General features: G+C 41.2%; 12 protein-coding genes. 5 read left to right on the forward strand and 7 right to left on the reverse strand.

The annotated features are described in order from the left end of the window. Positions 1-9 precede the first annotated feature (9 nt). Entirely contained in the window at positions 10-1,092 is a 1,083-nt protein-coding gene (locus AAEY78_RS04405) for a 3-deoxy-7-phosphoheptulonate synthase (RefSeq protein WP_352337628.1), read from the forward strand. A 98-nt stretch (positions 1,093-1,190) separates the two neighbouring features. Here the strand turns inward: AAEY78_RS04405 and pepN are convergent, their stop codons facing one another. Beyond that, positions 1,191-3,848 carry an aminopeptidase N gene (gene pepN / locus AAEY78_RS04410; protein ID WP_352337630.1) on the reverse strand — a complete coding sequence of 886 codons (2,658 nt, stop codon included), beginning with the start codon at positions 3,846-3,848 and terminating at the stop codon, positions 1,191-1,193. A gap of 435 nt (positions 3,849-4,283) precedes the next feature. Between pepN and pal the strand changes: the two genes are divergently transcribed. Beyond that, a complete protein-coding gene (pal, locus tag AAEY78_RS04415; RefSeq protein WP_352337631.1) occupies positions 4,284-4,835 on the forward strand; it encodes a peptidoglycan-associated lipoprotein Pal in 552 nt (183 codons plus the stop codon). A 135-nt stretch (positions 4,836-4,970) separates the two neighbouring features. After that, on the forward strand, positions 4,971-5,729 hold the full coding sequence (locus AAEY78_RS04420) for a 4'-phosphopantetheinyl transferase family protein (RefSeq protein ID WP_352337632.1): 759 nt from the start codon (positions 4,971-4,973) through the stop codon (positions 5,727-5,729). Between the two features lie 138 nt (positions 5,730-5,867). Here the strand turns inward: AAEY78_RS04420 and AAEY78_RS04425 are convergent, their stop codons facing one another. Continuing rightward, the gene (locus tag AAEY78_RS04425; protein ID WP_352337633.1) at positions 5,868-6,749 is read right to left on the reverse strand and encodes a hypothetical protein; all 882 of its coding nucleotides are present in this window, start codon (positions 6,747-6,749) and stop codon (positions 5,868-5,870) included. 629 nt (positions 6,750-7,378) lie between these two features. Here AAEY78_RS04425 and AAEY78_RS04430 point away from each other — a divergent pair. Then, the gene (locus tag AAEY78_RS04430) at positions 7,379-8,137 is read left to right on the forward strand and encodes an IclR family transcriptional regulator (RefSeq protein ID WP_352337635.1); all 759 of its coding nucleotides are present in this window, start codon (positions 7,379-7,381) and stop codon (positions 8,135-8,137) included. Between the two features lie 50 nt (positions 8,138-8,187). On the opposite strand, the gene AAEY78_RS04435 is transcribed toward AAEY78_RS04430, so the two are convergent. The 4 genes from AAEY78_RS04435 to AAEY78_RS04450 form a co-directional block, all read right to left on the reverse strand. Continuing rightward, complete coding sequence (locus AAEY78_RS04435; RefSeq protein WP_352337637.1) at positions 8,188-9,489, reverse strand: enoyl-CoA hydratase/isomerase family protein; 1,302 nt, start codon at positions 9,487-9,489, stop codon at positions 8,188-8,190. A 158-nt stretch (positions 9,490-9,647) separates the two neighbouring features. Beyond that, complete coding sequence (locus tag AAEY78_RS04440; protein WP_352337639.1) at positions 9,648-11,318, reverse strand: fatty acid--CoA ligase; 1,671 nt, start codon at positions 11,316-11,318, stop codon at positions 9,648-9,650. 225 nt (positions 11,319-11,543) lie between these two features. Further along, on the reverse strand, positions 11,544-12,689 hold the full coding sequence (locus AAEY78_RS04445) for an MFS transporter (RefSeq protein WP_352337728.1): 1,146 nt from the start codon (positions 12,687-12,689) through the stop codon (positions 11,544-11,546). Positions 12,690-13,041: 352 nt separating this feature from the next. Further along, the gene (locus tag AAEY78_RS04450) at positions 13,042-13,833 is read right to left on the reverse strand and encodes an ankyrin repeat domain-containing protein (RefSeq protein ID WP_352337641.1); all 792 of its coding nucleotides are present in this window, start codon (positions 13,831-13,833) and stop codon (positions 13,042-13,044) included. A gap of 349 nt (positions 13,834-14,182) precedes the next feature. Between AAEY78_RS04450 and AAEY78_RS04455 the strand changes: the two genes are divergently transcribed. Further along, positions 14,183-15,004 (forward strand): carbonic anhydrase, encoded by an 822-nt coding sequence (locus AAEY78_RS04455; protein WP_352337642.1) that lies wholly within the window; start codon positions 14,183-14,185, stop codon positions 15,002-15,004. A gap of 142 nt (positions 15,005-15,146) precedes the next feature. Here AAEY78_RS04455 and AAEY78_RS04460 read toward each other — a convergent pair whose 3' ends face one another. Beyond that, positions 15,147-15,728, reverse strand: coding sequence for an Rrf2 family transcriptional regulator (locus AAEY78_RS04460; protein WP_352337644.1), 582 nt, complete (start codon positions 15,726-15,728; stop codon positions 15,147-15,149). Positions 15,729-15,754 lie beyond the last annotated feature (26 nt).

A 15,754-nucleotide genomic window follows, 5' to 3' on the forward strand; every position in this document is an offset into this window, starting at 1 on the left:
CATATAACTATGACCATATCAGCTACTCATAACGCAGACATTGATGACGTGAATATTGAACAATTTATCCCTTTAATCACGCCCGCCGAACTAAAAACTGAGCTGCCATTAACCGACTCTGCCTATAATACTGTATTAAACGGTCGCCATACCATCCAGAATATCTTGGACGGTAAAGACAAGCGCTTATTCGTTGTGATTGGACCTTGCTCCATTCATGATATTAAAGCCGCACATGAATATGCCGACCGCTTAGCCATATTGGCAAAAGAGATTGAAGATACTATCTTTGTGGTGATGCGGGTTTATTTTGAAAAACCACGTACCACAGTTGGCTGGAAAGGCATGATTAATGACCCCGATATGAATGACAGCTTTGATATCGAAAAAGGTCTACGTACTGCCCGTAAGCTCTTAATTGACTTAAATGAAAAAGGCTTGCCGTGTGCGACCGAAGCCCTTGACCCGAACACTCCGCAATATATGCAGGATTTAATCAGCTGGTCAGCCATTGGCGCACGTACCACCGAAAGCCAAACGCATCGTGAGATGAGCTCAGGCTTATCGTGCCCTGTTGGTTTTAAAAATGGCACTGATGGCGGCATGACCGTTGCAGTTAACGCTATGCAAGCGGTAAAAGCCGGTCATAGCTTCTTAGGGCTATCATCAGACGGCAAGGTTTGTATCATCAAATCTAAAGGCAATCCTTATGCACACGTGGTATTACGTGGTGGTAATGGCAAACCTAACTACGATGAAACGGCTGTTGCTCAAGTTGAAAATGAATTGGCTAAAGGCAAAACCAGCGGCAAAATCATGATTGACTCAAGCCATGCCAACTCAGGTAAAGACCCGTACTTACAACCGATGGTTATCCAAAACGTTGCTGAACAAATCAAAAACGGTAATAAATCTATTATCGGCATGATGATAGAAAGTCATCTTAAAGGCGGCAATCAAAACTTAACGGCTGATTTGAGCGCTTTAGAATATGGCGTCTCTATCACGGATGGCTGCTTAGATTGGGATAGCACTGTAACCGCTCTATACAACCTACGCGATACCGTAAAAGACATTTTACCTAATCGTTAATTGTAAATTTGCCTACATCTTAAAGTCAAAACGCCCATCTATATAAGATGGGCTTTTTATTGTTGAAACCACTAAAAGAAATTAAGTCTTAATAAATATTAATTATTGGCTGCACCTAATACCGTATCCAAGCTTTCAAGAACATGCTTTGATGTGGCAGTTTGCTTTAACTCAAGCAGCTGCTCATGCGCCATTTGACGACGCGGCTCAACCAAAGTATACCAACGCGCCAGCACTTGTAACAGTCGTGAGGCGAGCACAGGATTGGCATCATCCATCTTTTTAATCACGCTCATATAGATATCTAGCCCTTCAGGCGTCCACAATACCGTTGGCTGCGAGGTAAAGGCGCTAATCACTGCCCGTACACGATTTGGGGTATGCCAATCAAAATCAGCATGTTCTAGTAAGGATTGGATAGTATCCGTATTCACATGCGCTGCAGAGGCTTGCACACTAAACCATAAATCAATAACTAAATCATCCGCTTGGAAACGTTTATAAAAATCAGCTAAATAACCCTGATATCCTGCCACTCGATGATTCACCATGGCTTTTAATGCACCAAAACGTTCAGTCATACAACTGGCATTATCGTACAGTTGCTTTGCCCAATCGGTAGCTTCTGCAACTTTTGCGGTCAATGCCATATCAAGCACAACATTACGCAGCGCTCGCGCACCTAACGCTTCAGGACTGTCCGAATAAGCTTGCAACGGCAATTGCTGATATAACACCGTCCACTGCTCTGTTAGTGCTTCAGCAACTTGTTTATACAAGCCTTCTCGCTGCTGTTTAATCAGCACAGGGTCATAATTTTGCGCTATAGCTGCTGCCAATTCTTGCTGCGACGGTATGTCCAATAAGCGGGCGGCAAGCATTGCATCTTCAGCCGCCAGTTTAGGCAACGTATCCACCAACGCTTTCAAATACACTTTAGCATCATTTTTTTGTAGCAAAATACGATTGACCAGCATTTGCGTTACTTGCCAGCGGTTAAAGCCGTTGGTTTCATGGGTTAATAAAAATGCCAAGTCTTCATCTTGATAATTATAATTCAGCTGAACGGGCGCACTAAAATCTCGGAGCAATGACACTACAGGTTCACTGCTGACATTGTCAAAGCTAAAGGTTTGCGTTGCTTGGTCGAGTAGTAACATCTGCTCTGCAATAATATTGCCACTTTCTTTATCAAAAAGTGCTGTTGCAACTGGGATTGGTAACGGTTTTGGCGCATCGAATCCTGGTACATGACGTGTCTGCTGACTTAAAGTAACGGTTAAGGTTTGCGTCTCAGGATTATACTCCTGATGACCTGATACCACTGGCGTACCTGGTTGACGATACCAGTCAATAAAATCATTAATTTTACTGTCAGTAATACTTAATGCCGATAAGAAATCTTCCACTGTCACCGCTTGACCATCATAACGACGGAAATATTCATCTGTACCCTTACGGAAATTCTCTGCCCCTAATGTATTGGCAAGCATGCGCACGATTTCTGCGCCCTTTTCATATACCGTCGTGGTATAAAAGTTATTAATCTCCACAAAACTCTCAGGACGTACCGGATGCGCGAGTGGTCCTGCATCTTCAGCGAATTGATGCGCACGTAATGTTGCCACATCATCAATGCGCTGAACCGCACTGGACTGCTGATCGGCAGAAAAGGACTGGTCACGATAAACGGTAAAGCCTTCTTTTAAGCATAATTGGAACCAATCACGGCAGGTAATACGGTTACCCGTCCAGTTATGAAAATATTCATGAGCAATCACTGCTTTGACAGTAAAGCTGCGGCTATCTGTCGTGGTTTCTGGACTTGATAATACACAAGCAGTATTAAAAATATTTAGCCCTTTATTTTCCATTGCTCCCATATTAAATTGACTGACAGCAACAATCATATAACGGTCTAAGTCATAAGCGCGCCCATAATTAACCTCATCCCAAACCATTGAATCTTTCAGCGCTTGCATACCCACGTGACATTTTTCAATATCGCTTGATTTGGCATACAGCTCAAGCGTCACGTTACGACCTTCACTGGTAGTATGAGAATCGGTCAATACATCTAAGTCAGCAATCACGCAGGCAAACAGATAGCTTGGTTTATTGGTTGGGTCATGCCAAATCGCATAATGACGCTCTGGCGCGTCCGTAACCTCGCCTTGCTCAACCAAGTTGCCATTGCCTAATAATGTTGGATAACGCTTATCGGCTTCAATACGGGTGGTAAATATCGCCAGCACATCTGGGCGATCGGGATAAAAGGTAATTTTGCGAAAGCCCTCAGGCTCACACTGGGTCACAAACATCGTCTCACTACCACTGCCAGCAATATATAAACCTTCAAGCGCGGTATTAGTCTGCGGGCAAATCTTAACGGATAGCTCTAGACTCACGTTATCAGGCGCATTTGCAATCGTTAGCGTACCAGCATTTTGCTGATACTCATCAGACGCTAGTACATTACCATTCATTGACAGACTCATTAATTCCAGCTCTTCGCCAAACAACACCAAATCGCCAGCTGCCTGTCGTACCATATGTAACGTACTATCAACCTGCGCATAATGTTCAAACAGCTTAATATCTAAATCGACCGTCTCAACATCATAGCTTGGCGGCTGATAGTCTTTTAAATTGATTTTTTTATTGGTTTTACCTTGACTGGTTTCATAAGGCAAGTGTGCGGGCGCATCCGGTATTTCAGAGTTAATAATTTGAGCATCTTGTTCAGTGATAGACATTGTTATTCCTATTATTGAGTAGTGGCAAATATCGTATAGCGGATTATATTTATAAAATCATTATAATAAAGTTAAAATACACCTGAATGAATGGTCATATTACCTTTTATTATATACCTCTAAGATTTAATAGCCTTATGATTACATTGGTTCAAGCTAGAACATTTCAAGTGTAAATAAGTTAAGGTAAAATGAGTATAATCATGAGAATAATAATGGCAAACTCACAAATGACTGATTAGGCTACGAACCTATGCAAGCTATTGCAAAATGCATATTGAATTAACCGGCAAAATTTGACATGATTTACAGTAATGCTATTTACATAACGTAACATAGCTTCTACTATGAGCAGCAATTGCCTATCTCTATTACAAGCAGTTTTATTATAAGCAATTCACAATAACAAATTTGATTAAAATTTAGGAGTTCATCATGTCTATTGACGCTACGTTTTCTACTCGTACCACCCATAATGGTTTTGCTAAGATTGCTGCATTAGCGATATTATCTACTGCTGTAGCGTTAACTACAGGTTGTGCCACTAAGCGTGCCACCTCTGAAGTTGTGGTTGCGCCTCTTGGCATCCCAGGCGGTCAAATCGGTTATGCAGGCGGTATTGATCTTAATAACTCGGGCGCTGTTATCTCTGCAGCTAATAACTTACAAGCCGTGGTCTATTTTGACTTTGACAGCAGTGAAATTACCTCGCAATCTGCCAGCGTACTAAATCAGCATGCAAGCTTATTAAGTTCAAATCCTGGCGCTGGCGTATTAATCGCAGGTCACACCGATGAGCGCGGTAGCCGTGAATACAATATGGCACTTGGCGAACGTCGTGCCCAGTCTGTCAGTGGTTATCTTGCTGCGCAAGGCGCTGCTTCTAACAACATTCAAGTCATAAGCTATGGCGAAGAGCGTCCTGCTGCTGCGGGCGCTGATGAATCTGCCTACGGTCAAAACCGCCGTGCAGAGTTATCATACTAGTCATGTACACTAAGAACTATTGATTACTCTTAAGTGGCTAATCCTTGAGTAGCCATTATAAAGTGAAAAAGCCTAGTAATAGTGTTATTACTAGGCTTTTTGATTGATTATATTACAATAGAATTTATAAATACCATGTCCCTATTCCCGCTAAAACATATCTGTTATACCCAGCTTAATACCAGTACTTGGTGTGCCACTGCCCAGCTTATGTCGTCCTCACCACCTCAGCCATTACCTCTATTGCATTTCGTATTTGACAACCCATTGCAACCTTTTCTTATTAATACTGACATTCGTTTTATCACTAATTGGCAAATAGCACCTTACACCACTTTAACCAAACCGCAAATCGCTCAGAGCAAACGACAACAGCAGCAACATGGTGTTCGTTTATTGCTTGACTCGCTTCTTACTAACCTGAACATTAAAGACAGTTTAGAAGAATCCGCCTATCCTTATCGACTGGCTAATAATCGCTATTACGTGTGCTTTAGTCATTCAAGCGGTAAAGATGCCAGCAATATTGAGATTACGAGAGTGGCTGTAGCGCTAAGTAAATACCGCGCTATTGGAATAGATGTTGAAATTCAAGATATTGCTTGGCCCGTAGTACAGCGTTTTTATCATCCAGCAGAGATTGAGATTTTAAATAAGTTACCTACAGTTCAGCGAGACGTGATAAGTAAATGGTTATGGCAACTCAAAGAAAGCAATATCAAAATAATGCAATATACATTGGCACAAGGGTTAGGCAAATCATATGCAGATATTATTCCTAAGCTTGTAGATACTGTAGACAAAAACTGCTTGGCAAAGATTGCTGTTATTACTGCCCATTCAGGTTATGAAGTTGCTTTATTGCCAAGCCAACAAACATTAATAGTTTTCTGAAACTATATTTCAATTCTAAAAGAATAAAAATTAAATCTGTTTTCTGGATTATAAGCTTATTTAACACGAAAAAAAACGACCCGAAGGTCGTTTCTTTATCCTAACCATTTATAGTAAAAAATCTACTATAAATCGTTATTAGAAGCGGTAAGTTGCACCAACTTTAACGATTGGCATCCACTCTAACCAGCTTTTGTCTTCTAAATCTTTCTCGGCTTTACGAGCAGCTTCGTTAGCTACTACAGCATTACCTTCTTCGCCTGTATACTTAACAGTAGCGTTAACTTTACCCATATATGCCGCACCTACTTCGCCAAATAAACCAAAGTTATTGGTGATGTTAGGACGGAAGCCAAGAGTAGCATAAGGAGCAAGTTTGTTGCGATGCTCAATAGTACCTTCTAAGTTACCAACGTTTTCAGCACCAAAGTCTTCATCACCGCGCTTATCTACAGCTGCACCAGTGTAGAATTTTTTACCATCGATTTTGTAAAAGCCTTCGCCTTCAGCATTAGCGCGAACGTCAATATCGTTATCAGGAACGATGATACCAGCGCCCATAGTGAACCAATTCGCCATTGGACGTACTTGTACGCCTAAGTAAGGATTGCTAAAGTCAGTATCAACGTCGTAGTTTACATCGTTAGCATCAAAATCGCCACCGAATAAATCAGCTACATCACCACCTGCCCAACCGGCTTGTAATTCAGTTTTGTCGTTAAGTGCCCAACCAAGATTAGCACCATAACCTAGCGTACCCACTTCAGCACTGATAGCAGCTGGATGAAGGGCTGTTTGGAAGAAAGTTTTAGTACCGCCAACCACTGCACCAGCAGTGTTACGGATAACACCAGCATCAGCGTTATAAGCCACGGCTACAGGCTGTGCTTGATACGCGATAGCAACTGGCTGAGCTTCATATACTTCTGCATCGTCAACAACGATAACAGGCTGAGCTGCTAGAGCAGCACTAGAGGCTAAGACAGCAGCAGAAATAGCAGTTAATTTAATAAGTTTCATGATGAGCTCCTAAGATATAACACAAATAGATAAAACAGATGAACTACAAAGAACGATTATCTAGCCTTTATTTTAGACAATCATTTTGTTGAGCAGATTAAAGCAATATTGGCGTAAAAAGTCACCCCTAAAGTTGCCTTTTTTATTTGCCATTATGTAAAGATTGCATAGATATTGTAATAATTGCTACACGAAGTCATGAAACGTGACATTTATGTTACACAATACTCTTAAACTACAGAGATAACAATATAAAGACATAGTTCCTAAAAACCCATACGTTATTATAAAAAATATGATAACGTTAAGGCTATGCATCGTCATTTTTACATAATAATCTAGTTATAAAAAACCAAATTATGTGTAACAATATGGCAAACTATAGCGCCATGATGTCGTAGTTTTGCTAAGAATTCAATAACAATTTCATAAACAAGCCAATTGCTTTGTTATTTTATGCTCACTTAATTACAAAATAAGCCCCTCTTATCTGCTTGAAATCAGCTAGAAACGCTGCTAAATAATAGGCGAAACCACTCATACTGTGCTGACTCTTATTATCTTTTAACTTATTAATATTTTGTACCATTTTACCTATTACTGGTCCCTTTTTTTGACGAGTGCTCCTTATGCCTAAAGTTTCCTCAATTACCCGTGTGTTAGAGATTATTGCAGCGGTATCTTATGCACCTAAGCCTATTTTCCCTCTTGAATTATCGCAAGTGCTCGATATCCCTAAACCTACTATTCATCGATTAATTCAAAATTTAGTTGATGAAGGTTTTGTTGCGGTAGATATTACTGGCGGTATTGTCCCCGGTAAGCGCGTGCGCAATTTAAGCGTTGAGCTATGGCAACAGCGCCACTTCTTTAATGAGCGTCAAGTTATTTTGCAGAGATTGGTTGATGATGTTAAGGAATCATGCGGTATTGCAATTCCGTATCAGATGAATATGACGTATACCAATCGCGTACAAACAGAATTACCATTACAGATTTATTTACCGGTTGGGGCAAAGTCGCCAATGTGGTGTACAGGAACGGGCAAGCTGTACTTGAGTCAGTTGTCTAAAGCCAGCCGCCGTAAGATGTTGAATAGCTTGGCACTGAGTAAATTCACCAAGAACACGATTGTGGATATAGACTTGCTCAACGCTGAACTTGATCGTATCGCTAAAACCGGAGTCGGTATCGATAATGAGGAGTTTATCTCAGAGATGGTGACGGTTGCTGTACCGATATTGGATAAAAAATCGCGTTATTTAGCATCGCTATATGTGCATGGTCCAACGATTCGGGTATCTTTAGAAGAGCTACTCAGCCATGTGCCACGTTTACAACAGGCGGCACAGGATATTCAAGGCTTGGTCTATGATTTGCAAAGCTAAATAAAGCGACCTTGGTTTTTAACGGTCACTTTATTTATGACTAAGTCTGCTTAACGAACCTTTTGTGCACCAAGCGCGTTACTACCTAACCACTCGTCGAGTGGATGTGCGCCGTTAGGATAAGGGCTGGTAAAGTGTTGGCGAATATATTGGCTGCCTTCTGCAGTTAAACATTCTGCCAATGAGCGTGACCACTGTGGCTTTTTATCTTTATCAATAAGTAATGCGCGCACGCCTTCTCTAAAATCGGGATTAGCAGCACAATGCACAGCAACATTGGTCTCTAGATATAATGTTTGCTCTAGCGAGAGCTGACTACTCTGCTGATAGAGATTATAAGCTAAGGTAACGGTAACGGGACAACCATGCCGATAGGTTGCCACCGCTTTTTGTGTCCACTTATCAGCTGCAAATTCAGCATCAAGCTGTGCCAGTGCTGTATCATTTTGCAATATGGCGTCAATATCTGCCAAGCCGCCACTGTTCATTAAGCGCTGAATCGGTCGCCAGTATTGCCCAAGTTTACTCTCTGGTAAAATAGCGACTGGTAAGGCTGCTAACGCGCGGCTGGTTATACTATGCGCCATAGCAGAATGACTTATATTAAGATCATTTTCCTTATCAGAAGTAGTGAGCGATTGCCAATCACTGTCAATTAAATACTGTAAAACGGTCTCATAATTATGACTTGCTACGGCATATTCTGCCAAATTCACCAATAACGCATCACCACCCGTACATTGGACTCCCGTCAGCCCTAAAAACAATCCCATTTTGGCAGGCATCCGTGGCAAAAACCAACTACCAGACGCATCTGGAAACAAGCCAATCGTCACCTCTGGCATGGCAAAACGCGTACGTTCAGTCACGATGCGATGGCTGCAAGCGGCAAACAGACCCATACCGCCACCCATAATAATACCATCACCCCACAGTATTAACGGCTTAGGGTAAAAGTGCATTTGTCTTAATAAGCGGTATTCATTGGTAAAAAACTCTGTCGCATAAGGGTTTGGTATTGGCGCATCATCGGACATACTGTTATAAAGCTTACGAATATCACCACCCGCACAAAACGCCTTATCGCCCGACCCTTTTAGCAAAATTGCCACCACATTATTATCTTCCTGCCACTTTGCGAGCTGCTGTGATAATAGTTTGCACATCTCTACACTAAGCGCATTTAATGATTTGGGTACATTAAGGGTCATGATGCCAATGAGATGACCGCTATCTGTGAGTAAAGTATTAAAAATCACGGGCGTGTCTTGTGAATTAGAAACATCATCAGATAAAGTATCGTATTGATGTTTAGCAGCATTATCTTGACTATCGATGCTATTTTTTGTCATAAAAAAGACCTATCAGAAATTAAAAATTAGAAAAGTCATACTAAATAAACATAAAAACCGATACATAAAGTATCGGTTTAGAATATGTTAGCTTAAATTTAACAGAGCGATGAATAAAGCTCAACTACTCATCAATTAAGATTATAAATAAAGAATAATTATGCTTTATTTGGTTCAGCATACATCTCACGCATGACTTTTTTGTCATGTTTGCCGACAGAGGTTTTCGGTAATTCATCGACAAATTTAAATTCACTAGGCACACCGTATTTCGGAATCATGCCTTTACTAGCTGCCTGTTCAGCGATGGCTTTTATATTATCGCTGCTGGTGTCCTGACAATTGGGCTTAAGAACAATCAAAGCTAACGGGCGCTCGCCCCATTGTTTATCTGGAATACCGATCACCGATACATCAGCCACTGCTGGATGTAGCGATAAGATAGTTTCAATCTCAAGCGAGGATATCCACTCACCACCGGATTTAATCACGTCTTTGAGGCGATCAGTGATTTTTATTGTGCCATCAGTTTGCATATAGGCGATATCTTGGGTATGCATATAGCCGTTTTCCCATAGCTCCTTGCCTGCATCGTCATTTTTTAGGTAGCTTTGGGTCAACCATGGCGCCCGCAGCACCAACTCACCGGTATGTTCTTTACCTGTACCGACAGGTTGATTGTGCTCATCCCAAATTTGAGCATCGACCATTAACACTGGCTTACCGGTCATACAGCGACGAGCAATGTTTTCTTCTTCGCTCATTTTAGGTTCAGTAAGGCTAAAATCTGTTAGGCTAATAAGCGGTGCTGTCTCTGACATGCCATAGCCAGTATAAACCTCAATACCTTGTGTTAAGGCGGTTTTTGCCAAGCCTTCGGTCAGTCTTGAGCCGCCAATAATCATTTTTAGCCCATTAAAATTAACATCACGATCTTGCGCTTCTTTGAGCACCATTTGCAAAATCGTTGGTACGCAATGGGTAATACTGACCTTCTCATTAATAATTAAATCGACCAAAGTATCTGGCGCATAACGACCCGGATACACTTGCTTGAGACCAGTCATGGTGGCAGTAAAGGGAAAGCCCCACGCATGCACATGGAACATCGGGGTCATCGGCATATAGACGTCGCCATAGCTGACGCCCTGCTTATCCGGCAACATACCAAGTGATGCTGCTTCTGCCAACGTGTGCAAAACCAATTGGCGATGGCTAAAAAACACGCCTTTAGGATCGCCTGTTGTCCCGGACGTATAGAAGGTAGTGGCAATGGTATTTTCATCAAAATCGGGAAAGTCAAAACTATCCTTTGCAGCTTCCAGTAACGCCTCGTACTCGCCAGTGACGCGACTTTGATTACTGCCAAAAACGTTTTCGGAGGTTACATCATTATCATCAAGCCAGATAATATGCTCAATACTAGAGTTTTCAAACTGATAGTCTTTAACAAGTGGGGCAAATTCAGAATTGAGCAGCAGTACTTTAGGCTTGGCATGATTAATGGTATACAGCACCTTGTCCGGTGACAGGCGAACATTCACCGTTTGCAAAATATACTGCGACATTGGCACGGCAAAGTAAGACTCTAAATAACGATGACTGTCCCAATCCATGACCGCAATAACATCACCGGCAGCAAGATTCAATCCGTCTAAAACGTTCGCCAAGCGATTAATACGGTTAAATAAATCCTTATAAGTAAAACGCTTTTTATCGGCATAAACAATTTCTTGGTCTTGCGACACAGTCTTAGCACGGTTCAATAATTGCTTAATTAGTAGAGGAAACTCATAGGCAGAAGGCGCACTCGGATAAGCATTTGACATGATATTAACGTCCTTGTTGTCATGGGTGAAAGTTTGACCATTTATTTTTAATTATGCTTAATTAATAGTCTTTATTGCTTAATTAACGTTAATTAATTAAGCCTACCCATTGATAATATGAACAAATCAATACCCTGTAAAGTGTCGCCACGTAAACGTAACCATACTGAACGTTCGTTTATTATAGTTTTATAGCTAGCAAAGTTATGTTAGCGGATACGAAGCTTAAGCCGTACGTGCTTTAGTCTTTACCATGCCAAAGCTAGCTATCAATAATGCCAATATTTGCACGACTAATAACAGCCCTACCGTCATCGACCAATCGCCACGCGCATACGCCAAGCCGCACAGCCATGCGCCCATCGTACCGCCCGCGTAATAGCCCATATAATACAAACCAGAAGCTAGTGAGCGCCCTTTTTCGACATTGACAGCGATATAGCTGATGGTCGCGGCTTGGGTCACAAAGACACCCGACGACATAATAGCAAGCCCAATAATGATGCCCCATAATGGCGCTACCAACGTTAATAACACGCCTATCATCGAAAAGACGACTGCGACGCGCACCGTACGTGCTGATCCAAAACGCCGTAACAAAGTGGTCGATAAAGGCGTAATAACCACACCAATTAAATACACCGCAAATATATTGGCAAGCGCGCCTGTACTTAACTCATAAGGCGTGCCAGCAAGATGCAGATTGATAAAAGTAAAGCAGCCGACAAGCGAAAATAATACGCACGAGCCAAGCAGACATGCAGTCACTACATAACGATTGGTCAAATGCTCGCCTAGCGTCTGTATTGCTGAGCGAAAATTCGGATTGGCTTTAAAGCAGCGTGATTGCGGTAGCATTTTACCAACCCACACGCCGCCTATTAATGTCATGACTGCCATCACATAATAGCCATGCCGCCAGCCCATAAACTCATGTAAATGCCCAAGTAAGAAGCGCCCTAAAAAGCCACCAAGTACAGAGCCAGAAACGTAAAACGACATCAGCTCAGTGACCGCACGCCCTTTAAATTCTTCGCCAATATAAGCAATGGTCACCACCGTAATACCGGGAACGGATAACCCTTGCATGAAGCGAAAAGCACCCATCCAAGCAATACTAGGGCTTTGAGCAATGAGTGCGGTCGGTATCGCTAAAAAAAATAACGCCCCAACGATAAAGGACTTGCGCCCGACCGCGTCAGAGAGCATACCCAAAAATGGCGACATAATCGCAATTGCCATTACCGTTGCCCCAACAACCATTCCAGCTTGTACTTCAGTCGCCGCAAAATCCACCATCAATACCGGCAGCACCGCTTGAATGGAATACACTTGTAAAAAGGCAAACATACCAATCATACACATCGTCATTTTTAGCACCCAAGAAGGCGCATCGGTTTGCGGAGACAACGGCAATAGACGATCTTTTTGAGTCGGACTGATGGGTTTATTCACAAGTTTACTGACTGTATTGGACGCTATTATTTCAGCGTGAGTGGAAGATAATAGGCATCTAGATACCTAAGCTTAGCTTAATTTATAGTTATCTGGCATTTGTCATAACAGGTATATTATGGTATCACATTGAAACGTCTACTTAGACTTTGAATCGTTTTGAATGACCATCTAAAACGCATAAAAAAGGCTACTATTATAATGGTAGCCTTTTTAAAATATGCCATTTAATGCGTTAATCAACACCACCTAAAACACAGCAAAATGCTTATTCGCAGCTGGCTTTACCTGTGCGATGATTGATTGCGCCGTTCGCTGCTAGTAGCTTTTGCATATCTACCAAATTGCGCGTACACGCATACGAATAAGCACCTTGGTTATATGAGCCCATTTTTTTATCTTTAGTCGTTGCCACTAGATTTGGATTGGCACCTTGCGTTAATAAATATTTGACCGTTTCAATACGATTATTACTTGCCGCTACCATAATCAAGGTTTCGCCGTCACTTTCTTGCGTCTGATCATTTAGATTTACGGGCGCTTTAGCATTTAATAATTTGTGTGCTTTTCTAACAATATTAACATTTCCACCTAAGGTAGCTGATTTCATGACGTTATAAACGTCGCCTTTATCGGTTGCATAAATGCTCGCACCTTTGCTGATTAAATAATCCACCATGTCTTCATAGCCGATAAATGCCGCCCAACCTAGTGCCGTTTGGTCAAGATTCCCTGTATCCTTGACTTCTAAATTCTGTCCATTGGCTACCATATATTTGACCGTTGGCAAATCGCCACGTTTTACTGCATCAAACCATTTGGCATCGACGCCCTCTGATGGTTTTGAATAAAAATTGCGATAAGACAGTCTGTTTTTATTGGCAATATCAAAATTCTCAGCCGCGCTAAAGCGAAAACCTGTTTGCGGTGTTGGCGGAGTTTGGGTTACTTGAACCACGGTGTTTTTATTAGAGTTATTATCAGTACTTAAGCTGTTACAACCCGTTAATAACATCGCTGCTAACACTGCTGAAGTGCTCATCTTATAAAATAATTTCATGTTCAGTCCTAAAAAATTAAAAGAAATAGCATGCTGTTATTATGCAAATTTGTTAAACAGTAATCAATATGACATAAGCTAATGACAACAGTTTCACCGGATAACTATCTATTTGCAATATTTTTCAGTATTAACTTATCAAAATAATTAAGTATTTTATATAGATTAACTATTCAATTTTTAGCCAATAGTTGAACAAAAATTTGCCTTGGCAGTATTATTCTGTTACAACCTATGCTGAAAATATTGCTATCAGTTAATACGCTCTAATGAAACTATTAAGTTTCCATTGATAGACTGAGTAAGTTTTTACATTTGAATCACCCAAAACTATATTAAGGACTTTTATATGACTCGTCATTATTTAACCGTAGCTATGATAGCGATTAGTGCTGTCAGTATCGCCGCTTGTACCTCTACCACCCAACAGAGCACTCAAACTGCCAAATCAAATATTACTACCAACAATGTAGTGGTTAAAGACGTTCATCACCCAAAATGGTCATATACAGGACACAATGGTCCTGAGTCTTGGGGCGATGTTGAAGGCGCAAGTACTTGCAAAATTGGTAGTGCGCAGTCGCCTATTAATATCATCAAAGTGACAACTAGTGCTGCTACCGCACCCGTGGTTAACTATCGTCAAGCCAGTAATATTCGCATCCATGATAATGGACATACGGTCGTGTATACGCCAACGACTGAAGAAAACAGCATACGTTTAAATGATGATACTTATGTGCTCAAGCAATTCCATTACCATACGCCAAGTGAGCATCAGTTTGGCGGTCAAAACTATCCTGGTGAGATTCATTTTGTCCATGCTAATAGCAAAGGTAACCTTGCAGTGATTGGCGTGATGCTAGAGATTGGTAAAGCCAACGAGCTATTAAAACCATTAATTAAAGGAACCAAGCTAACTAGCGAAAACGACGATGAAATCATTATGGCTATGAACTTGTCAGCGCTTGCTCCTGCCGCTGCCACTTTTTATCATTATGCAGGCTCGCTCACCACGCCACCATGCTCAGAACAAGTACAATGGTATTTGAGCAAGCAACCCTTAACCCTTGACCGCGCGCAGTTTGCAGTGTTATCTGACTTATATGACGGTAATAATCGCCCGGTACAGTCGCAAGGTAACCGCAAAGTAGAACAGCTTAGCCATTAATATTATTCCTAGCTAATTATTATTGATACTTGGCGGCAGTTAAAATAGCCATGTTGATTGTATGAACCGTAAAAAGCGCCAAGACTACTTAATCAGTCTTGGCGCTTTTTTATATTGAATAATAAATGATTGTCTAAACGCTTTATGATAATAACGCTAACAACTCGTCTTTATTAGTAATAACATCTGCCAACGTATAGCGCTCAAGTACCGTAATAAATGCGGTTAATGCTTCAAAAAATACGCCTTTTAACTGGCATACAGGACTAATTACGCAGCCTAGCGCCTGTTGATTAGAGCGCTCATGTTCATTAATTAAAATAATCTCATCAGTAACAATAGTAGATGGCTGATTTTTCCCAATACTTTGCTCAACACTTTGTGTACTCTCTTGCTTATTAGGCGATTTATTAGTAGCGTCAACCGTCATGCGTGATGTCGCAAAACACTCAACCAGCGCAAAATCCGGCTCTATTTGCTTAATCAATATACCCAAATTAATATCTTCTGGCGCGCGCGCTAAGCGAATGCCACCGTTTTTACCACGCACACTATCGATATAACCAAGTTGCCCCAATTGATGAATAATCTTGGTTAAATGACTTTTAGAGATGTTATAACTATTAGCAATATCACTGATATTCGCCAATAAATACGGATCGGGTTTAGTCGCCAAATAAATCAAAGAGCGTAGTGCATAGTCACTATAATTGGTTAATCTCATCTAAAACCTCTCTTTTTTTATACTTT

This window comes from Psychrobacter sp. 16-MNA-CIBAN-0192, assembly GCF_040309565.1.
In the GTDB taxonomy this organism is placed as follows: Bacteria; Pseudomonadota; Gammaproteobacteria; order Pseudomonadales; family Moraxellaceae; genus Psychrobacter.

What these genes read in the sequence shown, in the direction of transcription:
- AAEY78_RS04420 (WP_352337632.1), top strand. Translation starts at nt 4,971, where the DNA reads ATGTCCCTATTCCCGCTAAAACATATCTGTTATACCCAGCTTAATACC.
- AAEY78_RS04450 (WP_352337641.1), bottom strand. Translation starts at nt 13,833, where the DNA reads ATGAAATTATTTTATAAGATGAGCACTTCAGCAGTGTTAGCAGCGATG.
- AAEY78_RS04435 (WP_352337637.1), bottom strand. Translation starts at nt 9,489, where the DNA reads ATGACAAAAAATAGCATCGATAGTCAAGATAATGCTGCTAAACATCAA.
- pepN (WP_352337630.1), bottom strand. Translation starts at nt 3,848, where the DNA reads ATGTCTATCACTGAACAAGATGCTCAAATTATTAACTCTGAAATACCG.
- AAEY78_RS04405 (WP_352337628.1), top strand. Translation starts at nt 10, where the DNA reads ATGACCATATCAGCTACTCATAACGCAGACATTGATGACGTGAATATT.
- AAEY78_RS04425 (WP_352337633.1), bottom strand. Translation starts at nt 6,749, where the DNA reads ATGAAACTTATTAAATTAACTGCTATTTCTGCTGCTGTCTTAGCCTCT.
- AAEY78_RS04440 (WP_352337639.1), bottom strand. Translation starts at nt 11,318, where the DNA reads ATGTCAAATGCTTATCCGAGTGCGCCTTCTGCCTATGAGTTTCCTCTA.
- AAEY78_RS04430 (WP_352337635.1), top strand. Translation starts at nt 7,379, where the DNA reads ATGCCTAAAGTTTCCTCAATTACCCGTGTGTTAGAGATTATTGCAGCG.
- AAEY78_RS04455 (WP_352337642.1), top strand. Translation starts at nt 14,183, where the DNA reads ATGACTCGTCATTATTTAACCGTAGCTATGATAGCGATTAGTGCTGTC.
- AAEY78_RS04460 (WP_352337644.1), bottom strand. Translation starts at nt 15,728, where the DNA reads ATGAGATTAACCAATTATAGTGACTATGCACTACGCTCTTTGATTTAT.
- pal (WP_352337631.1), top strand. Translation starts at nt 4,284, where the DNA reads ATGTCTATTGACGCTACGTTTTCTACTCGTACCACCCATAATGGTTTT.
- AAEY78_RS04445 (WP_352337728.1), bottom strand. Translation starts at nt 12,689, where the DNA reads ATGACGATGTGTATGATTGGTATGTTTGCCTTTTTACAAGTGTATTCC.